At 76.2% G+C, this 16076-nt stretch carries 15 protein-coding genes; 12 read left to right on the top strand and 3 right to left on the bottom strand.

Going from position 1 to position 16076, the window contains the following annotated elements:
• Nucleotides 1–200 precede the first annotated feature (200 nt).
• The 3 genes from AGRA3207_RS39665 to AGRA3207_RS39655 all read left to right on the top strand — a co-directional run bounded on the left by AGRA3207_RS39665 (nt 201) and on the right by AGRA3207_RS39655 (nt 3842).
• Nucleotides 201–857 carry an NUDIX domain-containing protein gene (locus tag AGRA3207_RS39665; RefSeq protein WP_231336581.1) on the top strand — a complete coding sequence of 219 codons (657 nt, stop codon included), beginning with the start codon at nt 201–203 and terminating at the stop codon, nt 855–857.
• A 1431-nt stretch (nt 858–2288) separates the two neighbouring features.
• Entirely contained in the window at nt 2289–2669 is a 381-nt protein-coding gene (locus AGRA3207_RS39660) for a hypothetical protein (RefSeq protein WP_231336580.1), read from the top strand.
• A gap of 429 nt (nt 2670–3098) precedes the next feature.
• Nucleotides 3099–3842, top strand: a complete 744-nt coding sequence (locus AGRA3207_RS39655; RefSeq protein ID WP_231336579.1) for a pentapeptide repeat-containing protein — start codon at nt 3099–3101, stop codon at nt 3840–3842.
• A gap of 212 nt (nt 3843–4054) precedes the next feature.
• Here AGRA3207_RS39655 and AGRA3207_RS39650 read toward each other — a convergent pair whose 3' ends face one another.
• Nucleotides 4055–5152 (bottom strand): hypothetical protein, encoded by a 1098-nt coding sequence (locus AGRA3207_RS39650; RefSeq protein ID WP_231336578.1) that lies wholly within the window; start codon nt 5150–5152, stop codon nt 4055–4057.
• Nucleotides 5153–5458: 306 nt separating this feature from the next.
• Here AGRA3207_RS39650 and AGRA3207_RS39645 point away from each other — a divergent pair, with 306 nt between their 5' ends.
• A complete protein-coding gene (locus AGRA3207_RS39645) occupies nt 5459–6139 on the top strand; it encodes a ParA family protein (protein WP_231336577.1) in 681 nt (226 codons plus the stop codon).
• Nucleotides 6136–6549 (top strand): hypothetical protein, encoded by a 414-nt coding sequence (locus tag AGRA3207_RS39640; RefSeq protein WP_231336576.1) that lies wholly within the window; start codon nt 6136–6138, stop codon nt 6547–6549. Before AGRA3207_RS39645 ends, AGRA3207_RS39640 begins: the two co-directional genes overlap by 4 nt.
• Before the next feature lie 101 nt (nt 6550–6650).
• Here the strand turns inward: AGRA3207_RS39640 and AGRA3207_RS39635 are convergent, their stop codons facing one another.
• Together AGRA3207_RS39635 and AGRA3207_RS39630 are read right to left on the bottom strand one after the other, a co-directional pair.
• Nucleotides 6651–8018, bottom strand: a complete 1368-nt coding sequence (locus tag AGRA3207_RS39635; RefSeq protein WP_231336575.1) for a hypothetical protein — start codon at nt 8016–8018, stop codon at nt 6651–6653.
• 220 nt (nt 8019–8238) lie between these two features.
• A complete protein-coding gene (locus tag AGRA3207_RS39630) occupies nt 8239–8988 on the bottom strand; it encodes a GntR family transcriptional regulator (protein WP_231336587.1) in 750 nt (249 codons plus the stop codon).
• Between the two features lie 173 nt (nt 8989–9161).
• Here AGRA3207_RS39630 and AGRA3207_RS39625 point away from each other — a divergent pair, with 173 nt between their 5' ends.
• From AGRA3207_RS39625 to AGRA3207_RS39595, 7 genes are all read left to right on the top strand, one after another.
• A complete protein-coding gene (locus AGRA3207_RS39625; RefSeq protein ID WP_231336586.1) occupies nt 9162–9431 on the top strand; it encodes a hypothetical protein in 270 nt (89 codons plus the stop codon).
• Entirely contained in the window at nt 9428–9622 is a 195-nt protein-coding gene (locus tag AGRA3207_RS39620; protein ID WP_231336585.1) for a hypothetical protein, read from the top strand. Before AGRA3207_RS39625 ends, AGRA3207_RS39620 begins: the two co-directional genes overlap by 4 nt.
• Nucleotides 9619–10998 carry a helix-turn-helix domain-containing protein gene (locus tag AGRA3207_RS39615; RefSeq protein ID WP_231336584.1) on the top strand — a complete coding sequence of 460 codons (1380 nt, stop codon included), beginning with the start codon at nt 9619–9621 and terminating at the stop codon, nt 10996–10998. The genes AGRA3207_RS39620 and AGRA3207_RS39615 overlap by 4 nt, the downstream gene beginning before the upstream one ends.
• Nucleotides 10995–11441: a DUF3307 domain-containing protein gene (locus tag AGRA3207_RS39610; protein WP_231336583.1), complete on the top strand. Its 447-nt coding sequence runs from the start codon at nt 10995–10997 to the stop codon at nt 11439–11441. Before AGRA3207_RS39615 ends, AGRA3207_RS39610 begins: the two co-directional genes overlap by 4 nt.
• Nucleotides 11438–11893 carry an ATP-binding protein gene (locus tag AGRA3207_RS39605; RefSeq protein WP_273700069.1) on the top strand — a complete coding sequence of 152 codons (456 nt, stop codon included), beginning with the start codon at nt 11438–11440 and terminating at the stop codon, nt 11891–11893. The genes AGRA3207_RS39610 and AGRA3207_RS39605 overlap by 4 nt, the downstream gene beginning before the upstream one ends.
• Nucleotides 11893–13605 (top strand): hypothetical protein, encoded by a 1713-nt coding sequence (locus AGRA3207_RS39600; protein ID WP_231336589.1) that lies wholly within the window; start codon nt 11893–11895, stop codon nt 13603–13605. The genes AGRA3207_RS39605 and AGRA3207_RS39600 overlap by 1 nt, the downstream gene beginning before the upstream one ends.
• A gap of 103 nt (nt 13606–13708) precedes the next feature.
• On the top strand, nt 13709–15976 hold the full coding sequence (locus tag AGRA3207_RS39595) for a hypothetical protein (RefSeq protein ID WP_231336582.1): 2268 nt from the start codon (nt 13709–13711) through the stop codon (nt 15974–15976).
• The last annotated feature ends 100 nt before the right edge of the window (nt 15977–16076 follow it).

Genomic DNA, 16076 nt, shown 5'->3' with positions numbered 1-16076 from the left:
GCGTGGGGGGGTTGGGGGGGTCCCCCGGCCCCCCTCCTCACACCGCCCCCAGCACCCGAACCCCGGGGGGAGTCCCCCCTCCCCCGGCCCATCGACGGAGGGAGATCACCACACCCGCGACACGGCGGGGCCCCCGCCCGGACAGCACCCGGACCGAGGGCCCCTGATCACTCCACCCGAACCACACAGGAGGAAATGACATGGACATCATCCACGGCCCCCACGGCCCCGCGACCGGCAAGATCTGTGACGGCGCCTCGGTGGGCGTGCTGGTCCTGGACGACCTGGACCGGGTCCTGGTCGGCACCCGCGCCGACGGCGCCGGTGTCGCGCCCATCGCCGGGCACGTCTTCGACGCGCACCCTGGCTATGTCGAGGCCGCCCACGCCGAGGTCGCCGAGGAGGCCGCGATGACGGTCGTCCCGGGCACCCTGGTCCTGGTCGGCGGCGGTCACCGGCTCAACCGCTGCGCGCGCGGGGACGGCCCCGACGGGCCCGGCCACCACTGGCAGATCTACACCGCCCGCGCCATCGGCACCCCCCGCAGCGCGGACGCGAAGCTCGGCGCGCTGCACTGGGCCGACCGCGCCGAGCTGGAGGCCCTCATGCAGCGCACCCTCGCCCGCGCCCGGGGCCGCGTGACCGATCCCGACTGGGCGGCCGCGCCGGGTATCGAGCCGGTCTGGTGCCGGTGGATCCTCACCGCGGGCCTGGCCGACATCGATCGGGACGAGCTGGCGGAGATCGACCGGACCGTGGACGTCAACGAGGACGCCGAGGAGCCGGGATGGCGGCCGTGCAGGTGCTACGGCGAGGGCTGCGAGCAGTGCGACGACACCGGCGTGATCAGTCCATGACCCGGACCCGTCGGATTTCGTGACGGGACCACGTGACGTAACGGCGCCGACCAGCACGGTCGGCGCCGTTACCGTGTGTGAGGGTCTCCTAGGGCGGATCGTTTCGTCCCGGACGTATCTCGGAGATTGACGATACCTGAGCCCTCCTGACGGCCTGAGGTCACGAATACCGGTGGCCGGCCGCCTCGTTCCGGGGCGCCCGGACGCCCGGGCAGCCCGCATCCGAGACGGCGTTCCCCGGGCGTCCGGGTGTTCCGGCCCGCGGGGGTCCGGGGGCGGCGGAGCCCCCGGCGGCAACGGCCCCCGGCCGTCCTTCCGCGCATCGCGGAACGGGCCCTCGGGAGCACCTGAGGGGCCCCTCCCAGCGGAGCGCCCCGGGGCGGCCGGGACGATCAGACGTCTGATCATCTATCTTGCTGTCCCCGTTTTCCGGCAACCGGTGACCTGGCGCGGCCGCGCGCGGCCGCGCTCCTTCTGGTGCTCGTGCCCCACGTCCGGCCGGTACGTCCCCGGGACGTCCCCGGGGACGCGCTGAGACGTCCCCTAGCGGACCGGGACGTCCTAGCGGCACGCCCCCTAGACCTAGCGGCGGCGCTAGCGGCTGATGGGCCCTGGGGCATGCGATCTAGCGTCTAGCGGCGCACGGGCGGCCGGGCCGGGCCGGGCGCCCCGGCGCATCGATGAGGCATCGGCGAGGCACTGGAGAGGCGTTCCCGGCCACCGGTCGGAGGCGGGCCCCGGTTCAGCTGATCTCAGTGAAAGTCAGACATATGACATATCTTGCTCCCCCGAGTCGCCGGTGTAATTCGACGCCGCGTCCACTGCCGGGACGCCCCTCCGTGCCCCCTCCGTGCCCCCTTGCGGATCCGGCCTGGACGGGGTGGCTGGGGCGCGCGCCGGGCCCCCTCTACCGGTGCCTACCGCGCTGGCGGGAGGCGCCTACCGGCCCCCCTACTCCGGTAGAGGGGGCGCCTGCCCGGGCATACGACACGCGTTGTGTGCGCCCGCGCGGAATGTTCGCGAGTTCCGGCAACGCCTCGTCCTGGCAGGGCGTCGGCGGCCCGGCGGGACCGGCCCGGAGAGGCCGCAGCCCGGCGGGACGTCGACGCCCCTGGCGGCCGCCGTGGCGGGCGCCCTTGAAGACGTAGAGAAAGTTCTCATCCGGCCCCGGCCGTGCCCGTCGTCCTGGCCGTGCCCGCCGTCCGCTCGGCGTGGTCCTGGTGCTTGCTGCTGTCGCTGCGAGGGGGGTGTCGACAGGCGCCGCCGGGACGATCTGACGTCTGATCATCCATCTTGCTGTGCACGTCCCGGGCGTTCGCGGGGGTCCCCCAGCCCCACTCCTCCTCACACCGCCCCCGGCACCCGGGGGCGGGCCCTTCCGCATCCTCGCCATCCTCGCCAGGACGCGATACCGTGTTACGAAATCATGCGATGGTGTTACGAAATCTGGAGGTCGGCGGGATGGGCGGCGGCGAGTCCCAGGACCGGGTGTGCGCACACTGCGGCACGCCGATCCAGCAGCGGCCCCGGGGGCGCCCGATCCGGTACTGCGGTGCGCGGTGCCGGGTCGCGGCCAGCCGCGCCGCGCACCGGACGCCCCCGGCCGGCCTCGCAGAGGCGCCCCCGGACGCCGACGCCGACGCCGCGGACGGCTGGCGCGGGCGTGCGGCCGAGGTCGCCGAGCGGCGCCTGGTCGTGCTCGCCCGCAACCTCGCCACCGCTGCGAGCAGCGGACAGCCCGACCCGCTCAGCGAGGCCGCCGCCCACCGCCTGGTCGACCGCCTCGCCGCCCTCGCCCGAACTCCCCGATGACCAACAGCCCCCCGACGCCCGGCGAGTACTCCGCGGGGCTCTGGCGGCGAGGTCCTGGGCGAGGGAGGCCAGCTCGGCGCCGTCGGTCCGGCGCGCCGTCGTCCGCGCCGTCGTCCTGGCCGTGCCCGCGGGGGCGGTCGTGGTGGTCATGGGCCGAGGTTCCCGCCGGGCGGGACGGCTCAGTGCTGGAATCGCGTTCTGTGGATAACCGGGATTCCGGACGCGTTCGAGGCCCGTTCCGGGGTGCCTGGCGCGCGTCCGGAACGACTCTCAGCGGTGGCCGCAGCGCTGACCTGCGGGAACGCCGGGCGGGACACCGGACAGAGTCGGCGTACTGTCCGGTTAAGCCGTCTTGGCCTCGCCAGGAGTCGCCTGGGGACTGGCGGTTGCCGTGCGCGCGGGGACGGCGCGGGCCCTACGGTCGGATGCGTGCGAGGGACTTCGGCGGACGGCGGGTGGCGGCTGGTGGATGAGGACGACGAGGAGATCGCGCCCGGCATCACCCGGGATCACCTCCACCCCTACGCCGCCCTGAACGGCGCGCAGCTGGGCCGCGCGGATTTATCCCGCGCGAACCTCGTCGGCGCGCACCTGAACAGCGCGTACCTGGCCGGCGTGAACCTGGCTGGCGCGAACCTGAACGGCGCGCACCTGGCCAGCGCGGACCTGAGGGGCGCGGACCTGACCCGCGCAAACCTGGTCGGTGCGACCCTGATCAGCGCGAACCTGTACGGCGCGAACCTGAACGGCGCAGACCTGACCGGCGCGAACCTGACCGGCGCGGACCTGATCCTCAAACCCGAGTTCCCAGCCGACGCGACCCTGGCCGACGCGGGCCTGTACGGCGCGAACCTGAACGACGCGAACCTGACCGACGCGAACCTGAACGGCGCGGACCTGACCCGCGCGACCCTGAACGGCGCGAACCTGACCGGCGCGCACCTCATCGGCGCGACCCTGAACGGCGCGAACCTGACCGGCGCGAACCTGACCGGCGCGGACCTGACCGGCGTCCTTCTGTGGTGGACACGCTGGTCGCGGGGCGCGGGGGGAACGGTGTGGCCGGAAGGCTGGGCGGATGCGATGTTGCGACGGTCGAGGCAGCTCGGGCCGGGTGTGTACCAGGTGGAGGCCGGGGAAGATCCCGGCCAGGCAGCGACACCGGCCACATGACCCGTGGCGCCGCGGCGGCGGCTGGCCGAGGTCGGCCGTGCCGGGCGGGATCTAGGCTGCCGCCATGCCGGGCCCCCCGCAGCCTCCGCAGCGTCCGCGACTGATCACCCCGCCCCGCAGCCTCGCGCGCACGCGCGCACGCGCGCGTTTTGGCGTTTGACCGGTCAAAACGGGGGCGGGGGGCAACCCGGGGTTGCCCCCACGCGGGCGTCTCAGGTCGTCTCCGGGGGCCGCTGCGCGTCGGCGGCCAGGCGCTCGGCGCGCTCGGTCTCGGCGCGCTGCTCGGCGCGTTCGGCGCGGGCCCGGTCGGCGGCCGCCGCGGCGTCGGCGGTCTCGGCGCGCTGCTCGGCGGCGTCGGCGCGGGCCTGGGCGGCGGCGGCCGCGGTCTCGGCGGTGGCGGCGCGCTGCTCGGCGTCCTGGCGCGCGGCGCGGTCGGCAGCGGCCGCGGCGTCGGCGGCCAGGCGCTCGGCGCGCTCGGCCTCGGCGCGGGCCCGGTCGGCGGCCGCGGCTTCTCCGGCGGTGGCGGCGCGTTGCTCGGCGGCGTCGGCGCGGGCCTGGGCGGCGGCCAGCTCGGTCAGGGCGCGGGCGGCGGCGGCCGTGGCGTCGGCGGTCTCGGCGCGCAGCTGCTTGGTCTCGGCCCGCAGCTCCTTGTTGTTCTCGGCCAGCTCGGCGGCGCGGTCGCGGGCGGTGTCGCGGTCGGCCAGGGCGTGGGCCTCGGCGCGCTGGGCGCCCTCGGCGCGCTCGCCCGCGGCGGCGGCCGCGCGCTCGGCCTCCACCACCCGGGCCCACGCCTGGGAGGTCTGGTCGCGGGCGTCGGCCTCGGCGTCGCGGGCGCGCCGCTCGGCGACCCGGCGAGCCTCGGCCGCCAGCTCGGCGTCGCGGCGGGCGGCGGCCGCGGCGCGGTCGGCGCTGGCGCGGCCGTCCTCGGCGGCCTGCCGCGCCGCCTGCGCCTCGGCGGCGGCGCGCTCGGCCTCGGCGACGCGGCCGCCGACCGCCTCCAGCACCGCCTCACCGGCGGCGTGGCGGTCGGCCAGCACGGCCGTCAGCGCCTGGATCGCGGCCAGCACCGGGTCCTCGGTCGCGGCGTAGGCGGCCGTCACCGCCTCCAGCTCCGCCGCCCGGCCCGCCGCGCGCTCCTCGGCCGCCAGCTGCTTGCACGTCTTGCCGCCCTGGTCGGGCCAGCGGCGCTCGGGCTGGCAGTAGCGCGGCGGCCGCCCGGAGCCCGAATAGCTGATCCGCCGGTCGCACCGGCTGTACCCGCACGGCCGCGTCACGGCCTCCTGCGCTGTCCCGCTCGTCTCCATCGTCATACCCCCATCCTACTAGTTTCGTTTCACAGAAACTATAAGTCTTTCAGACTTAACGAAAGTCGTAAGTAGAAAGATCTTGGAGGTTCTATTTCCTTGATCGCGACTCTCAGATCGCCTCTCACGGCCGAACGGCGGGGCCGGGGTACGAGGGGATGGGGAGAAGTCCTGGACTGCCCTCCTCCCCGCCGAGGCCTCCACCCCGTTCCCCTCGGAGGGGGAACGGGGGCTCCGCTTCCTGGTGTGAGTCCCGGGACTCCGTGATCGCGGGACTGCCGGATCGCGGGGTTCCTCGATACGGTGCCGGGCATGGGATGGACATTGCCGCCGGACGGGCGGCGTATCGGGTTGCTGGGCAAGGGCGGGGCGGGCAAGTCGACGACGCTGGCGCATCTGCTGGGTCACTGGGTGGCCGAGGGCGTGGACGTGATCGGGATCGACATGGACCGGCCCGGTGATGATGAGTCCGGGAGCCTGTACGCGTGGGCGGAGCTGGCGGACCTGGGCGCGCCGGTGTACCCGGCGCCCGCGCACACCCGGCTGGCGGCCGAGGTGCGGCGGCTGACCCCGGCGGGCGGGCTGGCCGCGCTGGACACCGGGGCGTGGGAGCGCAAGGCCGGCGGGCCGCACTTCGCCGTCCTGAGCGCGGTCGACCTGGCGGTGCTGATGCTCCAGCCCACCGACATGGACGTGGAGCGGGCCGGGTCGGTGCTGGCCGCGATCGACCACCTGGACGAGGTCGGCGCCCCGGCGCCGGACCTGGTGATCGTGCTGTCGATGGTGAACCGGTCGGCCGCCAGCCCCGCCGACACCCGCCAGGCGCTCGCCGACGCCGGGTACACCGTGCTGGCCACCGAGATCCCCCGCAGCGACGCCCGCGACGGCTACGGCCAGTCGTTCGGCAAGCGCCCGCGGCTGGCGGCCGGGTCGCCGATGCAGCTGCTCGCCCGGGAGCTGCTCGCCCACATCACCCCGGAGGACGGCCGATGACCCCGCCCAAGAACGCCGGGAGCAGGGGAGCGGCGGACAAGGCCGCCGCGCTCAGCCGCGGCCGCCAGGCCCGCCGCCCCGGACCTGCGGCACCGCCCGCGACACCGCCGCTGCCGGACATGCCCGCCCCGCCCCCGGCGCCCTCGCCGACGTCGGCGACGCCCGCGGCGCCGTCCAGGGCGACACCGGCGACACCGGCCGGACGCGCCCCCGACGGGCACGGGCGACGCGGGCACCTGCGCAAGATGTCGCTGGAGATGACCCCGGACGAGCACGACCGGCTCAAGGTCTGGCTGGTCAACGCGTTCGGCGGCGACACCAGGGCGACACCGGTCCTGAAGGCGCTGCTGGCCGAGGCCTACACCGACCCGGCCCTCACCGACCGCATCCGACGCCGCCTCGACACCTAGTCCCGGGACCCCGGGACCCCGGGATCACGGGATGGCGGGATCACGGAGTCGCGGGTCATTCCCTTGACGCTGTAAAGGGTTCTTCCCGGCGAAATAGCAGGTCAGGGCCGTGGGACGGTGCCGCGGAGGGTGGTCGGGCGGGTGCCGGTGGCGGCGTTGGCCATGGCCTGGCGCAGCATCGCCAGGTCGCCGGGGTCCAGGACGTCCTCGGCCGTGGCCTCGTCGGCGCGGGCGTGCCCACCGGGCGGCGGCCGGTGCCGCTGCCGCTGGTGGTGGTGGTGCCGCTCGTACCGCTCGTACCGGCCGTGCCGGTCGTGTCGCTGGTCGCGGTGGTGGTCGCGGATGTCGGCTAGGGCCTGGCGGGCGGCGGCGCGGGCGGTAGCGGAGGCGGTCATGGCGTGGTCGCGGAGCTGGTCGCGTTCGTCGGCGAGGGCGGCGGCGCGGGCGCCGGTGTCGTCGACGGCCAGGCGGGCGGCGCGGCGGGCCGACATCACCATGCGGCGCAGCCGGGTCGCGGCGACGGCGCCGAGGTCGCGGGCCGAGCGGACGCGGGTGGTCAGCGCCTCGATCACGTCGGAGGAGGTGTGGGTGCACAGCGCGGCCCACAGCAGCGGCCGCAGCCGCGCCATCGCCGCGTCGTCGGGGAGGCCGTCAGGGGGCCGCTGGGCGCTCCACAGGGCCATGCAGCGGGTGATCACCTCGTCCCGGATCCCCTCGTGGTCGAAAGTCGCCATCTGGAGATCAGGCGGAGGCGGCCGGTACCCCTGCCGGGACCGGACGAAGAGGGGTTGGGGGTGATCCCTCTTAAGGAAGGGAGACGTGTGCAGTCGTCCACAGGACAACTGCGTCTCGGTCGGCTCGGCGGCCGCGGACCCGACCCGCACCACCGCGCACCCGGCCAGCACCCGGTGCCGCTCGGCCACCGGCAGCCACACCCGGATCGCGGCCGTCCCCGACACCCGGGCCGACACCGGCGCGCGGCGGTCCTCGGCGCGGGCGGCGGCCCGGGCCTCCCGGGTGGGGCGCGCCCACAGGCGACGCAGCCGGGCCCGCAGCGACGACGGCAGATCGACCAGCACCTCGGGCGGGACGCACATCTGGTAGACCACGCCCCGCCCCGGGCACGCCGCGTGCACCTGCCGCAGCAGCCCCGCCCCGGCCAGCCGGCCGATGTCGGTGTACGCCGAGCGGCGGCCGATCCCGTGCCTGACCTTGTACCCGGGGATCAGGCCGTCCTCGACGTCGGCCAGGCGGCCACGCGCCGAGGCGTGGAAGGTGACGTGCCGGGCCATCCTGCGCGCATACCCGTCCAGCTCACCCCGCGCGAACAGCAGCTCCACCACCCGGATCCACAGATCCGGCGCTAACGTCGGCAGCGCCTCGTCATCCCCGTAGGACGCCGTACGACGCCGCAGCCTGTTCGGGCACTCCCGCCGAGAACCGGCGGCGGCCCGCTCTCGGACACTCACCGCGCCGGGCCGCGCACCACGTCCCTCACTGACAGCGGCGGTCTTCTCGCCACCATCTCTAGACCAGACACACCCGTGTCACTAGACGTGTCACGCGGGTTGGGTACCCTCATGGTTAAGACGTCCTTCTTGTCCACTGCGAATGGCAGAAGCGACTGCGTGAGAGGGCCGGGAGCTGCGAACTCCCGGCCTTACGCATTTCCTGGGGGGACGTTACTCCTTACGGGAGGCTCAGGTCGTATCCGACAGACCAGGGACGGTCCGGCCCGATGACGTCGACGCCGAACTCAATCGGCACGCCGTCTTCGTCAGCGAGGCGCGCCTCCACGATGAGGACGGCAATGGGCTGCTCCAGGCCGAGGGCCTCGGCCTCGTCATCGGTGGCCAAGCGGGCCCGAGCGGTGTCTAGGCCGGGGGCTGGCTGGCGTCCCGTAGCAGCGCAGACAGCCCCGATCGTGCCGCCCTCGATCCTGCCGGTTCCCAGCAGCACAGGGACCTGTTCGGCCAGCGTCCCTGCCAGCCAGGACGTGGAAAGCGCGGCGATCCCGTCCTCATCGTGGAAGCGACGCTGACGGCGGATTACTGAGCTGCCAGGCTCGATCTTCAGGGCGGCCGCCACGTCAGCCGGAGCTGATGAGAGCAGCTCGGCAGAGAGGATTTCTGAGCGCTCCCCCACGCGGGTGGCACGGCCCGTGGACATCAGCCGCCGGAAGCGGATCCCGCCTGTCTGGACCGTCTGCACCTGGTCGGCGACCTGCGTACCGACTCCCGTGACTGCGGTTACTAGCCCCTCGGATCGGAGAGCGCTCAAGGCCTTGTCTGCGGTGGCGCGGCTCACTCCCCATTCGGCGGCGAGATCTCTGACACTCGGCACCCGGTCTCCTGGCGCCAGGCGTCCCGCGTGGATCTCGTCTCTGAGGTGCTGTGCGATCTGCGCGTACGGCGCTGCCGCGCGCTGTAGCTGAGCCATCTCCCGTCCTCTCCGTCCCGGATTGTCCTAGACACCAAGAACCCTATGCCCTAGCCCTTGACATTATCTAGTGTCCTAGGACACCTTAATCCATGACAGGACGCGGCTCCCGGGCGATGCAAGCGCCCGAGAGCCGCTGACATCGGAACCGATCTTGGAAGGAAGTGGATCCGATGCTGAGCAACATCGTTTCGCAGGTGGGGCAGGGATGCATGTCCCCCCCGCCGCTGACGGAGCCGGTCACGGCGGCGTTGGTGTGGGCGTTGGAGCGGATGTCGCCGGCGGTGTGGGAGCGCGCGGCGGGTGAGTCGCCGGTGGCGGCCGAGGCGCGGCGGCTGGCGGCGGCCGACATCCTGGACGACTTGCTGGGCGAGTACGCCGAGCTGGTGGCCGGGGACGGCGGGATCGACGGCGGGGCCCTGCTGGCGGGGGGCGTCCGATGAGCGGCGAGAACGAGCTGGCCGCGGTGCGCGCGGCGATCTGGGTCGGGGCCGCGGTGCTGGGCGCGCTGGTCCTGGTGGCGGCGGCGCTGCCGGGCCGGTGGGCGCTGCTGGTGGTGCCGTCCCTGGTGGCGGTGCCGCTGCTGGCGGTGGAGGCGTACCTCAGCGTCCGCCGGGGCGGGGGTGCCCGATGAGGGGACGCAGGAAGAGCACGACGACGGCCGTGGACGTGGTCGCATCGGTGCGGGAGCAGGCCGAGCAGGCGGCGGCGCTGGCGGGGATCTCCGGTCAGGACCGGCTCGCCGACCCGCGGCTGAACCCCGCCACCAGGGCGCACGCGGACGAGCTGCGGACGGCCCAGCAGATCACGGCGCTGGAGGCCGAGCACGGGCGGGCGCTGCGCCGGGACCGGGTCCTGGACGCGCGGGCGGCCGAGGCGGAGGCGACGCTGGAGGCGATCGCGCTGGCGCGGCGGGCGTCGTCGTCGGCACGGTCGGTGAAGGCGCTGGCCGACGGGCGGCGCCGGTGGTCGCGGCTGGCGCTGGGCGCAAGTGTGGTACTGGCGGCCGGGAGCGCGATGGGCGTGGAGGCCGCCGCGCACGTGCTGGAGGCACCGCGGGGGACCGGGTATGTGGCCGAGCTGGGGCTGACCGGGCTGAGCACGGCGGCGATCGCCTACCGGGCGCACCTGGCCGAGCACCGGGGCACGCTGGCCAGGGGCTCGTGGCAGCTGCGGGCGCTGTGGGCGCTGATGACGGTGCCGCTGCTGGCCAGCGTCATCGCCAACGTCTCGATGCTGAACGCGCTGGGCGCGGCGTGCTCGATCGGCGCGGGGGCGTTCGCGCTGCTGGGCGCCGTGGTGGCCGATCGCAGCGCGGCGGCGATGCAGGCCCGCGCGGCCGAGGTCGACGCCGCCGACGAGGCCGGGCTGCGCGCGGTGGCGATGGGCCAGGAGCCGGACGAGGCGCCGGACGAGGCGCCGGGCGGGGTCCCGGGATCTCGGGATGGCGGGATCGCGGGGTCTCTGGATGCCGGGATCGAGGTCGCGGCGCGGGCGGGGGTGGACGAGCTGGCGGCGTGGCTGGCCGACCGGGAGCCCCCGGCGGCGGGTGCGGTGCCCGCGGGTGCCCCGGTGCCCGGTGGCGGGCCGGTCGGCGCCGCCCGCGGGCTGCGTCCCGGGCTGGGGGAGGCCCCCGGCGAGGGGGTGTGCCCCCGGCATGGCGGGATGGTGCTCGGCGACCGGGGCGGCGGCGGGCCCGTCCCCATGCCCGCTCTCCCCGCTGGCGGGGACGGGGGTCGCATCGAGGGGCCGGGGGGTCACATCGACTCCGACCCGGACGACGGCCCGGACGGCGCCCTGGACCCTGGCGGGCCGGATGAGGGTGCGCGGCGGGTGTGGGCGGCGGCCGAGGCGCGGCGCGCTGCGGGGGATGCGACGCGGGCGCGGGTGGCGGCGGTCCTGGACACCACCCCGGGTGCGTCGGTGCGGGAGATCGCCGGGGCGCTGGGGATCAGCGAGGCGACCGCCAAGCGGCACCGCCGGGCGCTGCGCAGCGGGGCGGAGTCGTGAGCGCCGGGGCGGCCGTGTTCGCGGCGGTGTTCGCGGCGCTGTACGCCGCGCATGAGCTGGGTGACCACTGGATCCAGACGTCCGCGCAGGCGTGCGGCAAGGGCGCGGCGGGATGGCGGGGCCGGGTGCTGTGCGCGCGGCACGTCGCCTCGCTGACCGCGGTCAAGGTGCTGGCCGTGGCCGTGATGGCGGCCGTGACGGGCCTGGAGTTGTCGCCGCAGGCGGCGGTGGCCGGGCTGGCGGTGGACGCGGTGTCGCACTACTGGGCCGACCGGCGGTCCACGCTGCTGGCGCTGGCCCGCCGCGTTGGCAAGGGCGAGTTCGCCGCCCTCGGCGACGGCGCCGCCGCGCCGACCGGGACCGGCGCCTACGCCCTGGACCAGTCCTGGCACGTGATGTGGCTGTTCGTGGCCGCGCTGATGATCTCGGCGGGTGCGTCATGACCAGGGCGTGCGCCGGGACGGCTGCGGTGCGGGAGCCGGTGCTGGCGGGCTGGGTGCTGGCCGGTGAGGCGCGGTCGGTGGCCAGGGCGCGGGAGCTGGTCCGGTCGGCGCTGGCGGGGCATGTGCCCGCGGCGGTGCTGGCCGATGTCGAGCTGGCGGTGTCGGAGCTGGCGGGCAACGCGGTCCGTCACAGCGCCAGCGGCGGGCCGGGCCGCCGGTATGTGCTGGCGGTGGCGGTGCTGCCGGGCCGGGTGCGGGTGGCGGTGATCGACGAGGGCGGCGCGCGGGTCCCGCGGGTGGCCTCGGCGGCCGAGCTGGCCGATCCGGACCGGGCGGGCGGGCGTGGCCTGGGCACGCTGGCGTGCCTGGGCGCGGTCGGCTGGGACGACCTGCCCGCCGGGCGCCGCCGGGTGTGGGCCGAGCTGCCGTGCGCGGGCGCGGGGGGTGCGTGATGACCGGTCCGCAGGACCCCCCCGGGGGAGTCCCCCAACCCCCCACCCAACCCCCCGCCGACCTGCCCGGGCACCCGGACGGCCCGCACGGGCCGTCCGGGCCGGGCGAGGGCCTGGGCGCCGTCCCACGCGAGGGCGAGGACGGTATCGACGTCGGTACCGGCGTCACCGGCGTCCCGGCCGGTGAGGGTGAGCGCCTGGACGACGGCGAGGGCGAGGGCGAGGGCGAGGGGCCGGACGGCGCCGCGCGCGCGGTCCCGGCCGGTCAGATGGTCGTGGGCGGCGCGAGCGTGCTGAGCGTGCTGGGCGCGGTGCTGTGGCAGGCGGTCGGCGTGGTCGGCGTGGTCGCCGGTGGCGTGGTCGCGGCCGGTGGCGCGGCGCTGTACGCCGGGCGCCGCCTGGGCGTGCTCGGACGGCCCGGCGGACGGTCCGGTGTCGGGCGGTCCGGTGGGCGCGGTGCCGGACCGGCCCGCCTGGGCGGGCTGCTGGGCGCGCCCGGACGGTCCGCCGGACGGGCCGGTGGCCGGACCAGCGGGCGCGCCGGGCGGGCCGGTGGGCTGCTGGGCGGCCGCGCGGGCGGTGCCGGGCGGAGCGCGGGCGCCGGGCTGCGGATGCCGGGCCTGGGCGGCCGCGGCCGCGCCCCGGGCGGCGCTGGACGGTCCGCCGGGCGATCCGGCGGCGGTGCCGGGAAGGCGGGCCGGGCTGCCGGGCGTACGGCGGGACGGGCCGCGGGCGCGGCGCTGGGCACCGCTGCCGGGCGGCGCGCCGTCAAGGCCGCCACCACCGCCACCAAGACCGCCACCCGGGCGGCGCGGAAGGCCGCGGGGAAGACGGGCGCACCGGCCGCCGCGAGGAAGGCGGTCAAGGCGGCGCGGACGACGGCGCGGACGACGGCCGGGGCCGTCCGCCGGTCCGCTGGTGCTGCGCGGGCGGCGGTCCGCCGGGTGGACGCGGCGACCGGCGGGCGCGCGGGCCGGGTGCTGGGCGCGGTACGGGCCGCCGGTCTGGCCGCCGGGCGGCGCGTCGACCGGATGACCGGCGGGCGCGCGGGCCGGTGGTGGCGCCGTCACCGGGGCGCGGCCGGTGGCGGCGCGGCGGCGGGCGGCCTGCTGGCGGCGGCGCTGGTGGGCCCGTGGTGGGCGCTGGCGGGGCTGGTGGCGCTGGGATCGGGGGCCGCCGGGCTGGCGGTCCGGCGGTACCGGCGCCGCCGCGCCGCCACGGCCGCAGCCGCCACGGCCGGGACCGAGCCGGGCGAGGACCCGGCGCCGGATGGGGACGGGATCGAGACGGGGCGGGGCGGCCGCCGGGCCGGTCCGCCGGTGCGGGACTACCGGCCCCGCACCGCACGCACACCAGCAAAGGAGATCACGATGGACAGCGCAGGATTCCCGCTGGCGGTCGCGGCTGCCGAGGTCAGCACGGCGGCGGTTGCCTACGCCCCCGCGGACATGTGGGTGATCGGCTCGGACCTTCACCAGCTGCCCGATGTCCTCGGGTCGGTGGCGATGGCGATCAGGACGTTCGCGCAGCGGCTGGAGGACGGCTACCCGATCAGTCCGCAGGTGGTGGAGGCGATCGGGCAGCTGTATGTGGGCCTGGGCGCGCTGGCCTCCAGCGCGCAGGAGATCGCGCCGCTGTACCGCATGGTGCACGCCGATGACCTCAAGCGGGACGAGGCGCCGCGCACCAACGAGCGGGCCTGGAACGTCTGACGGCTCGTCCGGGCGCATCCGCCCCGCCCCGCCCTGGGCGGGTGCGTCCCACCGGCCGCCAGACCTACCGGCTGACCTGTGAGATCTGAGTGAGGGAGACCCCGTGAGCACCACCAAGAAGGCCACGACAACGAAGGCGGCCGGGCCGGGCGTGGACTGGTCGATGGTCCCGCACGGGCCGCTGTCGGGCGCGGCGGTGACGCTGGCGGCGGGCACGGTCGGCGGGATGGCGCATGTCTCGCCGGTGTGGGCGGCCGCGGCCGCGGGCGTGGGCGCGCTGGGCGCGGTGCTGGAGTCGGCGCACCGCGACGCCGGGCCGGGGGCGCTGCTGTACCGGCTGGGCTGCTGGGTGGGCGCCGGGGGGTGGCTGACCTGGGCGTGGTGCACCGGCGACGCGCTGACCACCAACGGGCTGGCGGCGGTGGCGGCGGGCGGGGTGGCCGCGGCGGCGTTCGCGCCGCTGGGCCGCATCCGGGCCCGCGGCGGGGCCCCGGCCCGGCGGGCGGGAGGTGAGCTGGTAGCGGTGACGGCCCGTCCCGCCGGGCCGCTGGCGGCCGACTGGGAGGCCCGGTTCCGGCGGGTGTGCCGGGTCCGGGTCCAGGTGACGCGAGTGCAGCACTGGGACAACGCCGCCGGATACACGTTGACCTGTGAGCTGCCGCCCGGCCCGGCGACCATGGCGCAGATCGGCGCAGCGACGACTGCGCTGGCCACCGACGCGCGGCTGCCGGACGGGTGCGGCGTGGAGGCGCCCCAGCCGGGGCGGCACCGCGGCGAGCTCACTCTGGGGGTCTCCACGCGCAACCTGTTGGGCGTGCGGGGCGACGAGGCGCCGCCCAAGATCCCCTACCCGGCCGACTACAGCCCCCGGTCGCTGCTGGAGACGATCGATATGGGCATCCAGCGGGACGGATCGGTCTCGGGGATGTCCCTGCGCGAGGACTCCATGCTGGTGGTGGGCCCCAAGGGCGGCGGCAAGACCAACGTCCTGGACGTGACCACGCTGGGCGTGGCCCGGTGCACCGACGCGCTGGTATGGCACATCGACCTCAACGGCGGCGGCATGTCGCAGCTGTGGCTGCACGCCTGGCTGGAGGGCCGGTGCGAGCGGCCCCCGATCGACTGGGCCGCGCCGTCCCCGCGTGAGGCGCTGCTGATGGTCACCGTCGCCCTGGCCATCGCCAAAGACCGCAAGGGCTCCTACCGGACGTTCAAGGCGCAGAGCAACGTCAAGTTGCTGCCGATCTCCCCCGAGCTGCCCGCGATCGTGCTGATGGTCGATGAGGGCGCCGAGGCGCTCTCGCCGGCCAACCGCGATCCCATCGGCTCCCAGGTCCGCGCGGGCCTGGAAGAGCTGCTGCGGATCGGCCGCAATGAGGCGGTGGTGCCGCACTTCTCGGCGCTGCGCCCGACTCAGACCACGATCTCTCCCGACGTGCTGCACGGCTGCGCCTGGCGGCTGGGCATGTACGGGACCTCTGAGGGCGACCTGGCGCACCTGTACGGCTGGCACAAGGGCATCAACGCGATCGACCTGCCGGTCAAGGGCACCACCTTCGTGGGGCACAAGCCGGACGCGCCGACCCCGGTCAAGGTCTGGTACTTGGAGCCGGAGCAGATGCAGGAGGCGGCGCTGGCCGTGGCCGCGGCCCGCCCGGAGCTGGACGAGGCGTCCGCCGAGATCGCCGACGCCCAATTCGCCGTCCGGCTCGGCCCCCAGGGCACCCCCGACACCCTGCTCAGCGGGATCTACGCGGGCCGCTATGAGCGTATGCGCGCCGCGTTCACCGGCCAGCCCGTCAAGCTGCCCATCTCCCCCGGCAGCCCGGCCCCGGCCGCCAGCGCGCCCGGCGGCCCCTCTGACGGCCCGGCGCCGCGCCCGGCGGCGGCGGTGCCCGCCATGGTGCCCGCGCCCGGCCAGGCGCCGACGCTCAGGGGCGCCGCCGCCGACTGGCCCGACCCGATGGCCGCGGCCGCCGCCCTGGCCCGGCCGGTGGGCGGCACCGCGGCCGACTGGCCCGACCTGTTCCCCGCCCGGCCCGCATCCCCGGCACAGCCCCGCCCCGCCAGCGCGTCCGGCGCGTCCCCGCGCGCGGCGGTGGCCGAGCTGGACGCCCCCCAGATCCTCGTGGCCGCGCTGGCGGCGTTCGACGCCGCCGACGACGACCGGATGCATTCGGAGGCCCTCGCCGAGGCGCTGGGCCTGCCGTCCGTCTGGACGCTGGCCGAGGCGCTGCGCCGCCACGGCGTCGGCACGCTCCCCAACAAGTTCGTCCGGAGCGGCAAGGCCCGGCGCGGCTACAGCCGCGAGGACATCGCGGCCGCCGCGTCCTCGGCCGCCGCCGACGGCCAGGCGCAGCGCGGCGGCTGACCCCCCGGGGGTCCCCCCCAACCCCCCGGCCCCGCCGGGCTGGGCCCCCGGGGGACCCCCCGACCCCCCCAACCCCCCGGCGACCAGCGGAAACGCCGCC

Origin of the sequence: Actinomadura graeca, from assembly GCF_019175365.1 — a bacterium.
Classification (GTDB): Bacteria; Actinomycetota; Actinomycetes; order Streptosporangiales; family Streptosporangiaceae; genus Spirillospora; species Spirillospora graeca.
The sequence above is the reverse complement of the archived record's forward strand: the minus strand, read 5'-3'. Positions and strand labels throughout refer to the sequence as shown.